Source organism: Streptomyces sp. NPDC037290 (genome assembly GCF_055603245.1).
This window is the reverse complement of record NZ_JBVJVZ010000005.1, coordinates 673,574-688,731: the sequence shown is the minus strand read 5'-3', so window position 1 is coordinate 688,731 and position 15,158 is coordinate 673,574. Positions and strand designations below refer to the sequence as shown.

Annotated in this window: 12 protein-coding genes and 1 rRNA gene; 3 read left to right on the top strand and 10 right to left on the bottom strand. The window is 70.6% G+C overall.

The features are described from left to right. Both ACZ7HQ_RS21800 and ACZ7HQ_RS21795 read right to left on the bottom strand, forming a co-directional pair. Positions 1-356 (bottom strand): 16S ribosomal RNA (locus ACZ7HQ_RS21800); the annotation flags it as partial. A 555-nt stretch (positions 357-911) separates the two neighbouring features. Then, positions 912-1,919 carry a stage II sporulation protein M gene (locus ACZ7HQ_RS21795; RefSeq protein ID WP_470992195.1) on the bottom strand — a complete coding sequence of 336 codons (1,008 nt, stop codon included), beginning with the start codon at positions 1,917-1,919 and terminating at the stop codon, positions 912-914. 143 nt (positions 1,920-2,062) lie between these two features. On the opposite strand from ACZ7HQ_RS21795, the gene ACZ7HQ_RS21790 reads away from it, so the two are divergent. After that, entirely contained in the window at positions 2,063-3,079 is a 1,017-nt protein-coding gene (locus ACZ7HQ_RS21790) for an RDD family protein (protein WP_470992293.1), read from the top strand. Between the two features lie 130 nt (positions 3,080-3,209). Here ACZ7HQ_RS21790 and ACZ7HQ_RS21785 read toward each other — a convergent pair whose 3' ends face one another. Both ACZ7HQ_RS21785 and ahcY read right to left on the bottom strand, forming a co-directional pair. Next, on the bottom strand, positions 3,210-3,824 hold the full coding sequence (locus ACZ7HQ_RS21785) for a hypothetical protein (RefSeq protein ID WP_470992192.1): 615 nt from the start codon (positions 3,822-3,824) through the stop codon (positions 3,210-3,212). Positions 3,825-4,118: 294 nt separating this feature from the next. Further along, complete coding sequence (gene ahcY / locus ACZ7HQ_RS21780) at positions 4,119-5,576, bottom strand: adenosylhomocysteinase (RefSeq protein WP_470992189.1); 1,458 nt, start codon at positions 5,574-5,576, stop codon at positions 4,119-4,121. 470 nt (positions 5,577-6,046) lie between these two features. Between ahcY and ACZ7HQ_RS21775 the strand changes: the two genes are divergently transcribed. After that, positions 6,047-8,125: a fructose-specific PTS transporter subunit EIIC gene (locus ACZ7HQ_RS21775; protein ID WP_470992186.1), complete on the top strand. Its 2,079-nt coding sequence runs from the start codon at positions 6,047-6,049 to the stop codon at positions 8,123-8,125. 250 nt (positions 8,126-8,375) lie between these two features. Here the strand turns inward: ACZ7HQ_RS21775 and ACZ7HQ_RS21770 are convergent, their stop codons facing one another. The 6 genes from ACZ7HQ_RS21770 to ACZ7HQ_RS21745 all read right to left on the bottom strand — a co-directional run bounded on the left by ACZ7HQ_RS21770 (position 8,376) and on the right by ACZ7HQ_RS21745 (position 14,193). Continuing rightward, positions 8,376-9,356, bottom strand: a complete 981-nt coding sequence (locus ACZ7HQ_RS21770) for a cation diffusion facilitator family transporter (RefSeq protein ID WP_470992184.1) — start codon at positions 9,354-9,356, stop codon at positions 8,376-8,378. Positions 9,357-9,518: 162 nt separating this feature from the next. After that, the gene (gene manA, locus ACZ7HQ_RS21765; RefSeq protein WP_470992181.1) at positions 9,519-10,670 is read right to left on the bottom strand and encodes a mannose-6-phosphate isomerase, class I; all 1,152 of its coding nucleotides are present in this window, start codon (positions 10,668-10,670) and stop codon (positions 9,519-9,521) included. A gap of 102 nt (positions 10,671-10,772) precedes the next feature. Next, on the bottom strand, positions 10,773-11,900 hold the full coding sequence (locus tag ACZ7HQ_RS21760; RefSeq protein WP_470992179.1) for an SIS domain-containing protein: 1,128 nt from the start codon (positions 11,898-11,900) through the stop codon (positions 10,773-10,775). Between the two features lie 60 nt (positions 11,901-11,960). Continuing rightward, on the bottom strand, positions 11,961-12,143 hold the full coding sequence (locus ACZ7HQ_RS21755) for a Trm112 family protein (protein WP_470992176.1): 183 nt from the start codon (positions 12,141-12,143) through the stop codon (positions 11,961-11,963). A gap of 138 nt (positions 12,144-12,281) precedes the next feature. After that, the gene (locus ACZ7HQ_RS21750) at positions 12,282-13,646 is read right to left on the bottom strand and encodes a phosphomannomutase/phosphoglucomutase (RefSeq protein WP_470992173.1); all 1,365 of its coding nucleotides are present in this window, start codon (positions 13,644-13,646) and stop codon (positions 12,282-12,284) included. Between the two features lie 124 nt (positions 13,647-13,770). Continuing rightward, positions 13,771-14,193 (bottom strand): DUF3499 domain-containing protein, encoded by a 423-nt coding sequence (locus ACZ7HQ_RS21745; RefSeq protein ID WP_079661865.1) that lies wholly within the window; start codon positions 14,191-14,193, stop codon positions 13,771-13,773. A 403-nt stretch (positions 14,194-14,596) separates the two neighbouring features. Here ACZ7HQ_RS21745 and ACZ7HQ_RS21740 point away from each other — a divergent pair, with 403 nt between their 5' ends. Then, complete coding sequence (locus ACZ7HQ_RS21740) at positions 14,597-15,049, top strand: metallopeptidase family protein (protein WP_470992290.1); 453 nt, start codon at positions 14,597-14,599, stop codon at positions 15,047-15,049. Positions 15,050-15,158: the final 109 nt, after the last annotated feature.

The following is a 15,158-nucleotide window of genomic DNA, read 5'->3' as shown; positions in this document are numbered from 1 at the left end:
TTCCCCACTGCTGCCTCCCGTAGGAGTCTGGGCCGTGTCTCAGTCCCAGTGTGGCCGGTCGCCCTCTCAGGCCGGCTACCCGTCGTCGCCTTGGTGAGCCATTACCTCACCAACAAGCTGATAGGCCGCGGGCTCATCCTTCACCGCCGGAGCTTTACAGCCCGGGAGATGCCTCCCAGGCTCATATCCGGTATTAGACCCCGTTTCCAGGGCTTGTCCCAGAGTGAAGGGCAGATTGCCCACGTGTTACTCACCCGTTCGCCACTAATCCACCCCGAAGGGCTTCATCGTTCGACTTGCATGTGTTAAGCACGCCGCCAGCGTTCGTCCTGAGCCAGGATCAAACTCTCCGTGAATGTTTTCCCGTGATCGGGATGAACACCACGAGAGCGGTGCGAGAGGAGGAATAGTCCCCTCGCACACAGCGTCCTCGCTGTGTTTTTTCAAAGGAACCTCGTCACCGGAAGGATCCGGTAGACGGGGTATCAACATATCTGGCGTTGATTTTTGGCACGCTGTTGAGTTCTCAAGGAACGGTCGCTTCCTTTGTACTCACCCTCTCGGGCTTTCCTCCGGGCTTCCCTTCGGTGTTTCCGACTCTATCAGATCTTTTCTCGATCCGATTTCCTCGGTGCTTTCCAGGTTCTCGCTTTCGCGTTTCCCTTTCCGGCGGTTCCGACTTTATCAGAAGTTCTTGGCCGATCTGACCGGCCGCTCATTTCTGAGTAATCGGGAGGCGCTTCTCTGAGAGGCCGTTCTCGACGTCCTCGGAAAGCTCGTAGAGTCTAACGGCGACCTGTGAACTTGTCCAGTTCCAGGCAACTGTTTGAATCTACCTCCCCACGCCATCCGTGTCAACGGGTCTTGTGGGGCGAAGAGGAGACTAGCAGCTCACAGGGGTGGAACGCACATCAGGCCGCGGTGGGGACCGAGGCGCTGCGGTCCGCCGCTTCGAGATCGCCGGTCTCACCTGCGCGTACCGCCCGGCCGCCCAGGACATAGACGTACGTCAGGAATGCCAGCTCGGCCAGGACGCCGATTCCGATGCGGGCCCAGGTGGGCAGGCCGGACGGGGTGACGAAGCCTTCGATCGCGCCGGAGACGAAGAGAACAAGAGCTAGGCCGATCGCCATGCCGACCGCAGCGCGTCCTTCTTCCGCGAGTGCGGCGCGCCGGGTGCGCGGGCCGGGGTCTATGAGGGTCCAGCCCAGGCGCAGTCCCGTGCCGGCGGCTATGAAGACGGCGGTCAGTTCGAGCAAGCCGTGGGGAAGGACCAGTCCCAGGAACGTGTCGAGTCGGCCGGCTGAGGACATCAGGCCGAAGCCGACACCCAGATTGAGCATGTTCTCGAAGAGGATCCAGAGGACAGGCAGGCCCAGGAAGATTCCCAGGACCAGGCACATCGCGGCCGCCTGGGCATTGTTCGTCCACACCTGGGCGGCGAAGGCCGCCGCGGGATGGCTGGAGTAGTACGTCTCGTACTCTCCGCCGGGGCGGGTCAGCTGGCGCAGCTGGCTGGGCGCGGCGATGGACGACTGTACGTCCGGGTGGGTGCCGATCCACCAGCCCAGGAGGATCGCGATGGCTGTGGAGAGCAGTGCCGTGGGTACCCACCAGTGGCGGGCGCGGTAGACGGCAGCCGGGAAGCCCTGGCCCAGGAAGCGGGTGACGTCACGCCATGAGGCGCGGCGGGTGCCCGTGACGGCGCTACGCGCGCGTGCCACCAGTTGGCTGAGCCGTCCCGTCAGCTGCGGGTCCGGGGCACTGGACCGGATGAGGGAGAGATGGGTGGCGGTGCGCTGGTAGAGGGCGACGAGTTCGTCGGCTTCGGCGCCGTTCAGGCGGCGTCGACGGCGGAGCAGGGCATCGAGGCGGTCCCATTCGGCTCGGTGTACGGAGACGAAGACGTCCAGGTCCATGGGGTCTGCCTGCTCCTCGGCTGGTCGTCGACCGCTCGTCGCGGATGCTCTCGATCGCGATCAGCTTGTCGTACTGCGGCGCGATGCGCCCACAGCTTGGCAGACTTGCGCTTCCGGGGGCAGACCAGGGAAGGACGGCGGGCGTGAGTGAGCTGGTGACGGGCGAGGCGGTGGCGCTCGAACTGCGGCCGGCGAAGCTGCCGAGCAGGGCGCTGGCGGTGCTGCTCGACCTTGTGGCGGCCATGGCCGCGTACGTCGTCGTCAGCATCGCGGTGGTGATGTCGACTGCTTCGCTGGACGAGGCCGCACAGGTGGCGCTGTCGATCGCGACGTTTCTGCTGGTGCTGGTCGGTGGGCCGATCGCGGTGGAGACGCTCAGTCACGGGCGGTCGCTGGGGAAGCTGGCGTTCGGGCTTCGAGTGGTGCGGGACGACGGTGGGCCGATCCGGTTCCGGCACGCGCTGGTGCGGGGTGCGATCGGTGTGGTCGAGATCCTGCTGACGTTCGGCGTGATCGCCTGTATCGCCTCGCTGGTGTCCGCGCGAGGCCGGCGGCTCGGGGACGTGTTCGCAGGCACCCTGGTCGTGCGGGAGCGGATACCGGCCGGTCGCGCCGCCTTCGTTCCGCCGCCGCCTCCGTGGCTGGCGGGGCGGTTCGCCGAGTTGGACATGTCGGCGGTGCCGGACGGGCTGTGGCTTGCGGTCCGGCAGTACCTGACCCGGATGGGGCAGCTCGATCCACAGGTCTCGCTCGGGATGGCCCAACGGCTCGCGGCCGACCTCGCCGCGCGGACGGGCGCGTTGGTGCCGCAGGATCTGCCAGCGGCCGCCTTCCTGGCCGCGGTGGTGCACGAGCGGCAGTCGCGTGAGGCCCGGCAGGCGTTCGGCAGTGGTGGGTTCGCACCGCCGGTGGCCGCGCCTGGCGTGCCGGCCGCGGATGCCCAGCCTGCTTTCGAGGCGGCCGGGCCGCCGCCCAATCCCGGCCCGCCTGACCGGCTTCGGGACTCTGACCGGCTTCAGGACCCTGGCCGGCCTCAGGACCCCGGCCGGTCTCAGAACTGGGCCCGGCAGCCACAGGCCCCGCTCGCGCCATCGCCGGTGCCGCCGCGGGACGAGCCGCCGGCCGACCGGCCGGCCACCGGGTTCGCGCCGCCGGCATAGGGCAAGGGCCGCTCAGTCACCGTTCCGGCGGTCCGCCTCCACCCCGTCTCCGTTCCGTCCGCGTCCCCGTTCCTGCCGTCCCGTCTCCGCTCTGTCCGCCGTCCCGGCGGTCTCGCCCGGTCCTGGTGTGTCAGTCGAACGTCGACGGCGGTGACTGAAGGTCCTCCAGCTCGATCCCGGGCGCGGCCAGGACGACGTCGCCGGCGATGTGGATGGTGTGCCGTTCGCCGGTGTCCAGGGCTGTGACCTGGTATTCGTCCACGGTCAGGGGGCCGTTGTCAGTGGCGTGTGCTTCGCTGTTCACCAGGGCCCAGGACTGATCCACGGTGCGGGGGGCGAGGACCGGGTCCGTGAAGGAGACCAGGCGTACGCGGGTCGCGCCGGACGAGGGGGTGAGGCGCAGGAGACGGGCGGTGGCGACGAGGAACGCGGGGGACGTGCCGGTGAAGGCGTGGGCGCGCACATTGCCTTCGGTGGCATGGGTTCCGGTGAGGTCGGTGCGGACCCAGGTGACGCCGTCGAGGGCGGCTCCGCGCACCTGCCAGTCTCCCGCGTGGAGTTCTAGGCGGATGGGGCGGCCGAGGTCGTCCAGGGCGAGGTCGACCGAGCCGCGGTGATCGCCGGCGGGGCTGGTCACCCGGGAGACATAGCGCCAGCCGGACGGGCCGGGGGCGCACTGGAAGTGTTCTTCAGCGAGGGGGGTGTGATCGTGCGGGTCGTGGAGCGAATAGCGGCCGCGGGGCATGGAGGTCCTGGGTCTTGACGGGCTGACGGTCGGTAGCCCGGGTCATTCCGGCCGGGGAGGGCGGTTCCGATCCGGGCTGGTCCAGTGCAGCAGGGGCGGGGCCGTGCGGCCGTGGCGCGGGCGGCCGGGTCGGGCAGGACCAGACTTGGCCGGACCTGGCCAGACTTGGGCCGGACCGGCCAAAGGGACAGGCCCCCGGCACGGGGGTGCGGGGGCCTGTCTCGGAGGCCTGCCAACGGGGAGCGCGGCGGTGCACCGGCACGCTCCCCGGCGGGCGGGACTACGGTCTCCGGCTCAGTAGCGGTAGTGGTCCGCCTTGTACGGGCCGTCGACGTCGACGCCGATGTACGCGGCCTGCTCGGGGCGGAGCTTCGTGAGCTTCACGCCGAGCGCGTCCAGGTGGAGACGGGCGACCTTCTCGTCCAGGTGCTTGGGCAGCGTGTACACGCCGATCGGGTACGCGTCCGGCTTGGTGAACAGCTCGATCTGGGCCAGCGTCTGGTCCGCGAACGAGTTGGACATCACGAAGGACGGGTGACCGGTGGCGTTGCCCAGGTTCAGCAGGCGGCCCTCGGACAGCACGATGATCTTCTTGCCGTCCGGGAACGTCCAGGTGTGGACCTGCGGCTTGACCTCGTCCTTGACGATGCCCGGGATCTTGGCCAGGCCCGCCATGTCGATCTCGTTGTCGAAGTGCCCGATGTTGCCGACGATCGCCTGGTGCTTCATCCGCGCCATGTCCGACGCCAGGATGATGTCCTTGTTGCCGGTGGTGGTGATGAAGATGTCGGCCGTCTCGACGACGTCGTCCAGGGTGGTCACCTGGTAGCCGTCCATCGCCGCCTGCAGGGCGCAGATCGGGTCGATCTCGGTGACGATCACGCGGGCGCCCTGGCCGCGAAGGGACTCGGCACAGCCCTTGCCCACGTCGCCGTAGCCGCAGACGACCGCGGTCTTGCCGCCGATCAGGACGTCCGTGGCGCGGTTGATGCCGTCGACCAGGGAGTGACGGCAGCCGTACTTGTTGTCGAACTTCGACTTGGTGACGGCGTCGTTGACGTTGATCGCCGGGAAGAGGAGGACGCCGTCGCGCTGCATCTCGTACAGGCGGTGGACACCGGTCGTGGTCTCCTCCGTGACGCCACGGATCTCGGAGGCCAGCTGGGTCCACTTCTGGGGGTTCTCGCCCAGGGTGCGGTGCAGCAGCTGGAGGATGACGCGGTGTTCGTCGGACTCGGCGGTGTCCAGGGCGGGGACCTCGCCGGCCTTCTCGTACTCGACGCCCTTGTGGACGAGGAGGGTGGCGTCACCACCGTCGTCCAGGATCATGTTCGGGCCGCCGGTGGGGCTGTCCGGCCAGGTCAGCGCCTGCTCCGTGCACCACCAGTACTCCTCCAGGGTCTCGCCCTTCCAGGCGAAGACCGGGACGCCCTGCGGGTTGTCGGGCGTGCCGTTCGGGCCGACGGCGATGGCGGCGGCCGCGTGGTCCTGGGTGGAGAAGATGTTGCAGGAGGCCCAGCGGACCCGCGCGCCCAGGGCGACCAGAGTCTCGATCAGCACGGCGGTCTGCACGGTCATGTGCAGCGAGCCGGTGACACGGGCACCGGCAAGCGGCTGCGCCTCGGCGTATTCCTTGCGGATCGCCATCAGGCCCGGCATCTCGTGCTCGGCGAGGGTGATCTCCTTGCGGCCGAACTCGGCCAGCGAAAGGTCGGCGACCTTGAAGTCCTGTCGGTTGTCGACAGTCGTCATTGCGAGCTGCTCCTCGGGGTTGGGGCGAGGTGGGTACGGCTGGTCTGCGCGGCGGCGGACACAGGGGTGCCCGAGAAGAGGACACGGGCATGCCCACGTACGCGCAGCGCAGTCCGTCGGAGGCCCTCTCTCCCTCGGCCGGCCCGCGCTGGGCCGCCCGACCGCCATCAGCAGCGACGTCTGGCTCCGTCCCAAGCTACACCGGACGGCCCGGTCGGCCACAGTCCGCCTCGGCGTCGGCTCCAGCGGTCAGGGCGGCGGTTTCGAGGTGCGGCGTGGGGGCAGGAACGGGCCGGCGGGGGCCCTGAAAACCGTGGAACGGGAGGCTACAGACCGGTGCGAACAGGGACTTGTGCGCCCTTGGGCCGGTGGCGGGGTGGTGCAGGATGCAGGGGGGCCGGGGTCGTCCGGTCCCGCTCGCGGGGTGACCGGGACGGCGCCCCGTGCGACGACGGTGTTAGGAGATCGACGTGACAAGTCCGGCCGGCCCTCCCTCCACGGATGGCCGCGATGACGAGCGGCGGCAGGTGAAGCTGCTGGCGGTGACAGCGTGCCCGACCGGCATCGCGCACACCTACATGGCGGCGGAGAAACTCGCCCAGGCCGCGGCGAACCGTGGCATCGAGATGAAGGTGGAGACGCAGGGATCCATCGGAGCCGAGAACGTCCTCGATGACAACGATGTCAAAAGCGCGGACGGCATCATCGTAGCCGCCGACAAGGACGTCGACCTGAGCCGGTTCGCGGGCAAGCGCGTGCTGACGGTCGGTGTCGCCGAGGGCATCCACCATCCCGAGCAGCTGATCGACCGGGTGCGATCGGCGCCGGTGCACGCGCCGGGCGGGGTCGGGGGTGGTGCGGCGGCCGCGTCGTCCGGTGGGGGCGGCAGGGAGCGGGGGCCGGTGTACAAGGCGCTGATGAACGGCGTGTCGTACATGATCCCGTTCGTCGTCGTCGGCGGTCTGCTGATCGCGGTCTCGCTGGCGCTCGGCGGCCATGCGACGGCGAAGGGGTACGTGATCCCCGACGGCACCTTCTGGGCACACGTCAACGCGATCGGCGGGATCGGCTTCCAGCTGATGATCCCGGTCCTGTCCGGCTACATCGCCTATGCCATCGCCGACCGGCCCGCGTTGGTGCCGGGCATGATCGGCGGCTGGATCGCCAACACGGGCGCCCTGTACGACTCCAAGGCCGGTGCGGGCTTCATCGGGGCGATCGTGACCGGGTTCCTCGCGGGGTACCTGGTGTTGTGGATCAAGAAGGTCCGGGTGCCGAGGTTCGTGCAGCCGATCATGCCGATCATCGTCATACCGATCGTGGCCACGACGGCGCTCGGACTGTTCTTCGTCTATGTCATCGGCAAGCCGATCTCGTGGGTGTTCGAGCATCTGACGAGCTGGCTCGGCGGGATGACGGGGACGAGTGCGATCCTGCTCGGCACGATCCTGGGGCTGATGATCGCGTTCGACATGGGCGGGCCGGTCAACAAGACGGCGTTCCTCTTCGGCGCCGGGCTCATCGCGAGCGGCAACCAGACGGTGATGGGCATGTGTGCCGCGGCGATTCCCGTGATGCCGCTCGGGCAGGGGCTGGCCACGCTGATCCGCCGTCGGCTGTACAGCGAGCAGGAGCGGGAGACCGGGCTGGCGGCGCTGTTCATGGGGTGTTTCGGCATCTCGGAGGGTGCGATTCCGTTCGCGGCGGCGCGGCCGGCGCAGGTGATCCCGGCGAACATGCTCGGTGGTGCGGTGGCCGGGGCGGTTGCGGGGCTGGCCGGGGTGAAGGACGCGGTGCCGCATGGCGGGCCGATCGTTGCGGTGCTGGGCGCGGTGAGTGGGGTGCCGATGTTCTTCGTGGCCGTGGTGATCGGGGCGGTGGTCACTGCGCTGACGACCGTGACGCTGGTTGATGTGAGTGGGCGTCGGGGGCGGGGAGTGCCTGTCGGGGAGTCCTCGCCGCCCGCGGGCGCCGGTGCGGTGTCCGCGGTTGTGGTGCCTGGGCAGCGGGCGGAGGCTTCCGGCGGCGAGGGTGAGGCGCGGGGTTCGGCGCCCGCCTCGGCGGAGGAGGGAACCGGAGCCGAGGGCGAGCCGGGGGTGTTGTCCGGGTATCTCGATGAGCGGACCGTGAAGGGCGTACTCGGAGCGGCGGAGAAGGACACCGCGATCCGGGAGATGGCGGAGCTGCTGGCGCGCAGCGGGCGGGTCGTCGACGTGGACGAGCTGGTGGCGACCGCGTTGCGGCGCGAGGCGCTGGGGACGACCGGGCTCGGTGAGGAGATCGCGATCCCGCATGCCAAGACGGATGCGGTGACCGCGCCGGTCGTCGGTTTCGCGCGGTCGGCCGAGGGGGTCGAGTGGGGTTCGCTGGACGGTACGAAGGCCCGGCTGGTCTTCATGATCGCGGTGCCGGAGGCGGCGGCGGGCGACGAACATCTGCGGATCCTCGCGCAGCTCTCGCGCAAGCTGATGGATTCCGGCTTCCGGGAGCGGCTGCTGGCTGCCCGTGACGAGCGGGCGTTGCTCGACGTGCTGGGTGAAGTCGGGTGAGCCGGGTGACGTGAGCAGGTGGGGTGAGGTGGGCAGACAGGTGCGGGTCCGTGGCCGCCGGTCGGGGTCCGCAGGGCGAAGAGCCGGGCGCGCACGGGGCCGGGGCCCGAATGCCGGTCCGCGCCCCGTCGGGGCCCGGACGCCTTCCGCCGGACTGCCGCCCGGCCCGCGCCCTGGGCTTGCGCTGCTTCAGCGCGAGCGCAGGGCAGGACCGTGCCTCGGTGTGGCGCCGGCCCTCACCGGTGCGGCGTCAGTGGCCGGTCGCGTGAGGGTTCGGGCCGCCCGGGGTTGCCTCCGGGTCCGGGCCCTTGGCGGCTTCGGCCTCGCTGTAGATGTCCGGTTCGAGGTAGATGACGCGGGCTATCGGGACGGCGGCGCGGATGCGGGCCTCGGCGGCGTTGATGGCGTTCGCGACCTCGGTGGCCGTGTCGTCGTGCTGCACGGCGATCTTGGCGGCGACCAGCAGCTCCTCGGGGCCGAGGTGGAGCGTGCGCATGTGGATGACGCCGGTGACGGTGTCGCCGTCGACGGTCGCCTCCTCGATCTTCTTGATCACGTCGAGGCCCGCCGCCTCGCCGAGCAGCAGCGACTTGGTCTCGGCGGCCAGGACCAGGGCGATCAGGACGAGCAGGACGCCGATGCAGACGGTGCCGATGCCGTCCCAGACGCCGTCGCCGGTGAGCACGGCCAGGCCGACGCCGAGGAGGGCGAGGACCAGGCCGATGAGCGCGCCGAAGTCCTCCAGCAGGACGACCGGCAGCTCGGGAGCCTTGGCGCGGCGGATGAACTGTGCCCAGGAGAGCCTGCCGCGCAGTTCGTTGGACTCCTTGATGGCCGTGCGGAAGGAGAAGCCCTCGGCGATGACCGCGAAGACCAGGACGCCCACCGGCCAGTACCAGTTGTCCAGTTCATGCGGGTGGCTGATCTTCTCGTAGCCCTCGTAGATGGCGAACATGCCGCCGATGGAGAACAGGACGATCGAGACCAGGAAGGCGTAGACGAACCGCTCGCGGCCGTAGCCGAAGGGGTGCTGCGGGGTGGCCTCGCGCTGGGCCTTCTTGCCGCCGATGAGCAGCAGGAACTGATTGCCTGAGTCGGCGAGCGAGTGGACGCCCTCGGCGAGCATGGACGAGGAGCCGCTGAACGCGAACGCCACGAACTTCGACACCGCGATCGCGAGGTTGGCGCCGAGTGCCGCCACGATCGCCTTCGTACCGCCTGACGCGCTCATGTGTCCGCGTTGTCCCTTCGACCTTGTCGTCGCCGTCGTGGCGTGTGCGGGCTTTGCCCGGCCTTTGCCGGTGGGCCATTCTTGCAGCCCGGCCGGGCCCCGGCGCGTCAGGTGTCCACAACCCCGGTCATACGATCACAGCGACGGCTGTCCACAGCTGCGTCATACGACCACCGTGGCGCGGAAGATCGTGCCCGCGCCGGAGATCTCCGCCTTCTCACCGGCCGGGACGAAGACCGACTGCCCCGGCTTCAACTCGTGCTCGTCCGCGTGGACCGAACCGGCCGTGCAGAGCAGGATCTGCGGGGTGCCGAGGGTGAGGTCGTGGGTGGTGCCGCCCTCGGGGAGGACGTACCGGGAGAGGCGGAACTCGTCGATCGGCGTCTCGTAGACCTCCTCGCCGTCCGGGGAGGCCTCGGGGCGCAGCACGCCCGGGTCGCTCGGCTCGAAGCGGACGACGCGCAGCAGTTCGGGGACGTCGACGTGCTTGGGGGTCAGGCCGCAGCGCAGGACGTTGTCCGAGTTGGCCATGATCTCGACGCCGAGGCCGCTGATGTAGGCGTGCGGGATGCCCGCGCCGAGGAACAGGGCCTCGCCGGGCTGCAGGCGGACGCGGTTGAGCAGCATGGCCGCGATGACGCCGGGGTCGCCGGGGAAGTGGTGGGCGAGGCCGGCGTAGGGGGCGTAGTCGCCGCCCAGGCGGGTGCAGGCGGCTGCGGTCTCGGTGACCGTCCGGGCCATGTCCTCCGGGTCGGCGGTGAGGATCGCGGTGAGGACCTCGCGCAGAGCGGCGTCCTCGGGGTGGGCGTGCAGCAGGTCGACGTACGGCTTGAGGGACGCAACACCGAGCCCGTCGAGCAGATCGGCGGTCTGGACCGGGTCGCGGAAGCCGCACAGTCCGTCGAACTCGGTGAGCGCGCAGATCAGTTCGGGTTTGTGGTTGGCGTCCTTGTAGTTGCGGTGCGGGGCGTCGATCGGGATGCCACGGCCTTCCTCGTCGGCGTAACCCTCCTTGGCCTGCTCCAGGTTGGGGTGCACCTGGAGGGAGAGGGGGGCGCCGGCGGCGAGGATCTTCAGGAGGAACGGCAGGTGGGGGCCGAACTTCGCCACCGTCTCCGGGCCGAGCTCGCGCTCCGGGTCGGCGTCGATGACGTCGACGAGCGTCCCGCGTTCGGAGCGCGAGGGGGCTCCCGGGTGCGCGCCCATCCACATCTCGGCCTGCGGTTCGCCGGTCGGCTCGACACCGAGGAGGTGCGGGATGGCGGTGGGGGAACCCCAGGCGTAGGGGCGGACGGTGTTGTCGAGGCGGTCCATGTGTCTTCTCTGTCTCCGTACGTACGCGGCTCAGCGGTCACCGGCGGCTGAGCCGGGTGCCGTGCTCGTGGTGGTCGCGGGTCTGCCGACCCGGAGCAAAGATCAGGCCCCCGAAGCGAGCGCCAGGTAAACAGCAGCGAAATCCGTGACGGCGATCAGTTCCGCGAGGGTCTCCAGTTCGCCGCCCTCCTCCGGTTCGAGTTCGCTGATCGGTGTGTCGTGGCTGAGGGCCACGTCGCGGGCGGCGGGGGCGGCCGTGTAGCCGCTGATGGGGCGGTCGCGCAGCAGCACTACGCGCGCGTGCAGTGCGGGCTGTTCCTCGACGCGGTCGCGGAAGAAGTCGTCCGGGTCGGCGCTGGCGGCCAGCGGGCCGGCCAGCAGGGCACTGTGCGCGGCGAGGGCCTCGGGGAGTTCGGCGACGAGCGCGGGACGGCCGGAGAGTTCGGCGAGGGCGGCGGCGAAACGGCGCCCGGCCGGGCCCGCCGAGGGCCCCTCCGTCCACACCACGGGGAGCGCGTCGGCCAGTTCGGCGGCCAGGGTCTTGGCCGGGTTGCTGTAGGTCGCGATGGCGGGGCCGCAGCGCTCGGCGATGTGGTCCAGACGGTCGGCGACCTTCTCCAGGGTCTCGGGCGGGGCGTTGAGCAGGCCTACGCGGTCCAGCAGGGCGAGCAGCGGGGTGAGCAGCGCCCAGAAGACGCCCGAGGAGGAGGCGGCGAGCGGTTCCTCCTGGTCGTACGGCGCTGTCGCCATCGGGACGAACAGGCCGTGGGCGCCGTCGACCGCCTCCGCGAGCGGGGTGCGGGGCGGAGCCACGGCGACGACCGAGCAGCCGCGCCGATAGGCCTGGTCGGCGAGGAGGGAGAGGCTGGGTTCGGTGCCGTCCGGCGTTGCGATCAGGAGCAGGTCGACGGAACCGGTCCAGCCCGGGAGCTCCCAGCGCAGGGCACCGGCGGCCGGAGCGACGCCGGTCGGGGCCAGACGGACCACGGGGCTGCCGACGCCGGCCAGGGTGCCGAGGAGGTCGGCGGTGTGGGTGGCGGCGGCGCCGGGGCCCGCGATGAGGACGGCGCGGGGGCGGCCGTCGGGCTTGAGGTCGCCGACGCCGGCCTCGGCGGCGTGCCGGGCGGCGGTGCGGACGCGGGCGCCGGCCTCGGCGGCGCCGCGCAGCAGGCCCCGGCGGTCGGCCTCGGCGAGGGCCTCAGGGGTGTCGAGCAGCGATTCGTCCAGCATGGGCGGCAGCCTCCGATCGCCGGGGGTCCTGTGGGGTTGTCTACGACGTGCGGGGCGTCGTCACGCGGGGCGGCGGGCCTCGTCCACGAGCAGGACCGGGATGCCGTCGCGAACGGGGTAGGCGAGGCCGCAGTCCTGGCCTGTGCAGATCAGCTCGGTGTCCTGCTCCCCGGCCTGCTCCTTCAGGGGGGCGTGGCAGGCCGGGCAGGCGAGGATCTCCAGGAGGCCGGCTTCCAGCGGCATGGCGTGTCCCTTCGGGGGCGTTGTTCGTGACTGTCGATGTGCCTGGTCAGCGTACCGCTGGTGGACGGGCCGAGCCGGGCTGTCGGCACCGTCCAGAGGCTCCGTCCCCGTGGGCCCAGCGGGGACGCGCCCGATGTCTCAGGCCCTGATGATGGCCAGGGCCTCGTCCCTGATCTTCGTCATCGTCGCCTCGTCCTTCGCCTCCGCGTTCAGGCGCAGGAGGGGCTCGGTGTTGGAGGGCCGGACGTTGAACCACCAGTCGGGGGCGGCGACCGTGAGGCCGTCGAGTTCGTCGAGGGTGAGGTCGGCGCGGCCCTCGTACGCGGTGCGGATCGCGGCGAGGCGGGCGGCCTGGTCGGCGACCGTGGAGTTGATCTCGCCGGAACCGGTGTAGCGGTCGTACTGGGCGACGAGGGAGGACAGGGGCCCGTCCTGGCCGCCGAGGGCCGCGAGGACGTGCAGGGCGGCCAGCATGCCCGTGTCGGCGTTCCAGAAGTCCTTGAAGTAGTAGTGCGCCGAGTGCTCGCCGCCGAAGATGGCGCCGGTGCGGGCCATCTCGGCCTTGATGAAGGAGTGTCCGACGCGGGTGCGGACCGGGGTGCCGCCGTGCTCCTTCACGACCTCCGGGACCGTGCGCGACGTGATCAGGTTGTGGATGATCGCGCCCTTGCCGCCGTTGCGGACGAGCTCGCGCCGGGCGACCAGGGCGGTGATCGCGGACGGGGAGACCGGGTCGCCGTTCTCGTCCACGACGAAGCAGCGGTCGGCGTCGCCGTCGAAGGCGATGCCCAGGTCGGCGCCCTCCGCGGGGACGCGCTTCTGCAGGTCCACGAGGTTGGCGGGGTCGAGCGGGTTGGCCTCGTGGTTGGGGAAGGTGCCGTCCAGTTCGAAGTACATCGGGACGAGGGTCAGGGGCAGGCCGGCGAAGACCGTGGGGACCGTGTGGCCGCCCATGCCGTTGCCGGCGTCGACCACGACCTTCAGGGGGCGGATGGAGGTCAGGTCGACCAGGGAGCGCAGGTGCGCCGCGTAATCCTCCAACGTGTCGCGCGCGGAGAGGGTTCCCGGCTGGGCGACCGGTTCCGGAGCGCCCGACTCCAGCCAGCGCTCCACCAGTTCGCGGATCTGCGCGAGGCCGGTGTCCTGACCCACCGGGGCGGCGCCGGCGCGGCACATCTTGATGCCGTTGTACTGGGCCGGGTTGTGGGAGGCGGTGAACATGGCGCCGGGCAGGTTCAGCGCGCCCGAGGCGTAGTACAGCTGGTCCGTGGAGCACAGCCCGATCTCGGTGACGTCCACACCGCGGTCCGCCGCGCCGCGCGCGAAGGCGCGGGTCAGACCCGGGGACGAGGGCCGCATGTCGTGGCCGACGACGATCGCCGCCGCTCCCGTCACCTCCGCGAAGGCCGCACCGAACAGTCCGGCCAGGGACTCGTCCCACTGGTCCGGGACCACTCCGCGTACGTCGTACGCCTTCACGAGCTGCGACAGATCAGCAGTCACGGCCAACCCTCCTGAAAGTCCTATGGGTGCCCACAAACTACCCGCCTGGGGTAAGGGGGAGGTGTGCGGACACCAAGGTGGACGCCCAGTCGTGTCCGAGCGGGGTCGGGCGGCGGGGAGTTGCTCAGTTGTCCGGGGAGCGCAGGACCCGCAGATGACCGCGGCGGGCCACCTCCATGGGGTCTGCCGTACGGGCTCCGCCGCCCGCCCCGGCCGCGCGCTCCTGAGGGCGGGCGGCTTCGCGCACGGCGTTGGCAAGCGCTTCCAGATCGTCGCCGCTGGGCCGTGCGGGAGCGGAGCCGTCGAGGAGGCGGACCACTTCCCAGCCGCGGGGGGCGGTGAGGCGCTCGGAGTGCTCGGCGCACAGGTCGTAGCAGTGCGGCTCGGCGTAGGTGGCGAGCGGGCCGAGGACCGCGGTCGAGTCGGCGTAGACGTACGTCAGCGTCGCGACGGCGGGTCGGCCGCAGGCGGTGCGCGAACAGCGACGTACAGGGCTCACGACGTTGGACGGTACCGCACTCTTGAGCGGGCCGCGACGACTCTCCACCAGGTCACTCCACCGTGTCGTGCTGTGAAACACCCCACACACCCCTTCGGGGAGGCCGTGTTGACCTGCGCGGACGGGTACCCGTCGGGTTTTGCGCGCGACTCGATACGGTCATGAGTCGGCACAAACACCGTCAATTGCCTTGAGTTCGACGGTCTGGGAGGGATATGGAAACGAGCCATTCGTTGGCTGGAACGGTCATCCTGCGACATGGGGTGGGATGCGGCCGTTCGGCGGGGTCTGGGCCGATCGGCGGAGGGCTGATCGGCGGTGTGGTCGGCCGGTCCGGGAAGAAGCGGCCGGTCGCCGCTGGGAGGGGCGTACGGGTCGCCGTGGGAGAGGCGTACGGGTCACCGTGTGGGGCCGGGCGGGCGGAGCGTGCGGGGACTACGCTTCCCCAGTGATGGACAACCGTGTACCGCCCCGTGCCGCCGGCCCCGGGCCCCGTCGCCGTGATCGTCACGGGCGGGGCATGCGGGGGCCGATCGCACCGCCGCAGGTGCCGCTCGCGGCCAGCCGTGCCGATGCGTTCGCGGACCTGGTGCAGGACTCCGTGGAGCGTCTTGAGCGGCGGTGGCCGCAGCTGGCCGACACCGATTTCCTCGTGTTGGAGGTGCCCCGCCTGGAGGGGCGGGGTGAGCAGGCGTGGAGCGACGAGGCCGTGCCGTTGGGCGGGGTCGTTCCGGCGCGGGACGGGCGGCGGGCGCGGGTGGTGGTCTACCGGCGGCCCGTGGAGATCCGCACCAAGGGGCGGGACGAGCGGGCCGCGCTGGTGCACGAGGTGGTCGTGGAGCAGGTGGCCGAGTTGCTGGGGCTGACTCCGGAGACGGTGGATCCGCGGTACGGGGAGGACTAGGTCCTGGGGGGGGGGGGCGGTGGGGAAAGGACCGGCACCCCGCCCCCACGGGGCGTGTCGGTGGTGGGAGTCACCCTTTCGATGACACCAAACGCCTCGGTTTCTGCCT

Excerpts from the sequence above, each read along its gene's own strand:
- ACZ7HQ_RS21795 (WP_470992195.1), bottom strand. The coding sequence starts at position 1,919 with ATGGACCTGGACGTCTTCGTCTCCGTACACCGAGCCGAATGGGACCGC.
- ACZ7HQ_RS21785 (WP_470992192.1), bottom strand. The coding sequence starts at position 3,824 with ATGCCCCGCGGCCGCTATTCGCTCCACGACCCGCACGATCACACCCCC.
- ahcY (WP_470992189.1), bottom strand. The coding sequence starts at position 5,576 with ATGACGACTGTCGACAACCGACAGGACTTCAAGGTCGCCGACCTTTCG.
- ACZ7HQ_RS21770 (WP_470992184.1), bottom strand. The coding sequence starts at position 9,356 with ATGAGCGCGTCAGGCGGTACGAAGGCGATCGTGGCGGCACTCGGCGCC.
- manA (WP_470992181.1), bottom strand. The coding sequence starts at position 10,670 with ATGGACCGCCTCGACAACACCGTCCGCCCCTACGCCTGGGGTTCCCCC.
- ACZ7HQ_RS21760 (WP_470992179.1), bottom strand. The coding sequence starts at position 11,900 with ATGCTGGACGAATCGCTGCTCGACACCCCTGAGGCCCTCGCCGAGGCC.
- ACZ7HQ_RS21755 (WP_470992176.1), bottom strand. The coding sequence starts at position 12,143 with ATGCCGCTGGAAGCCGGCCTCCTGGAGATCCTCGCCTGCCCGGCCTGC.
- ACZ7HQ_RS21740 (WP_470992290.1), top strand. The coding sequence starts at position 14,597 with ATGGACAACCGTGTACCGCCCCGTGCCGCCGGCCCCGGGCCCCGTCGC.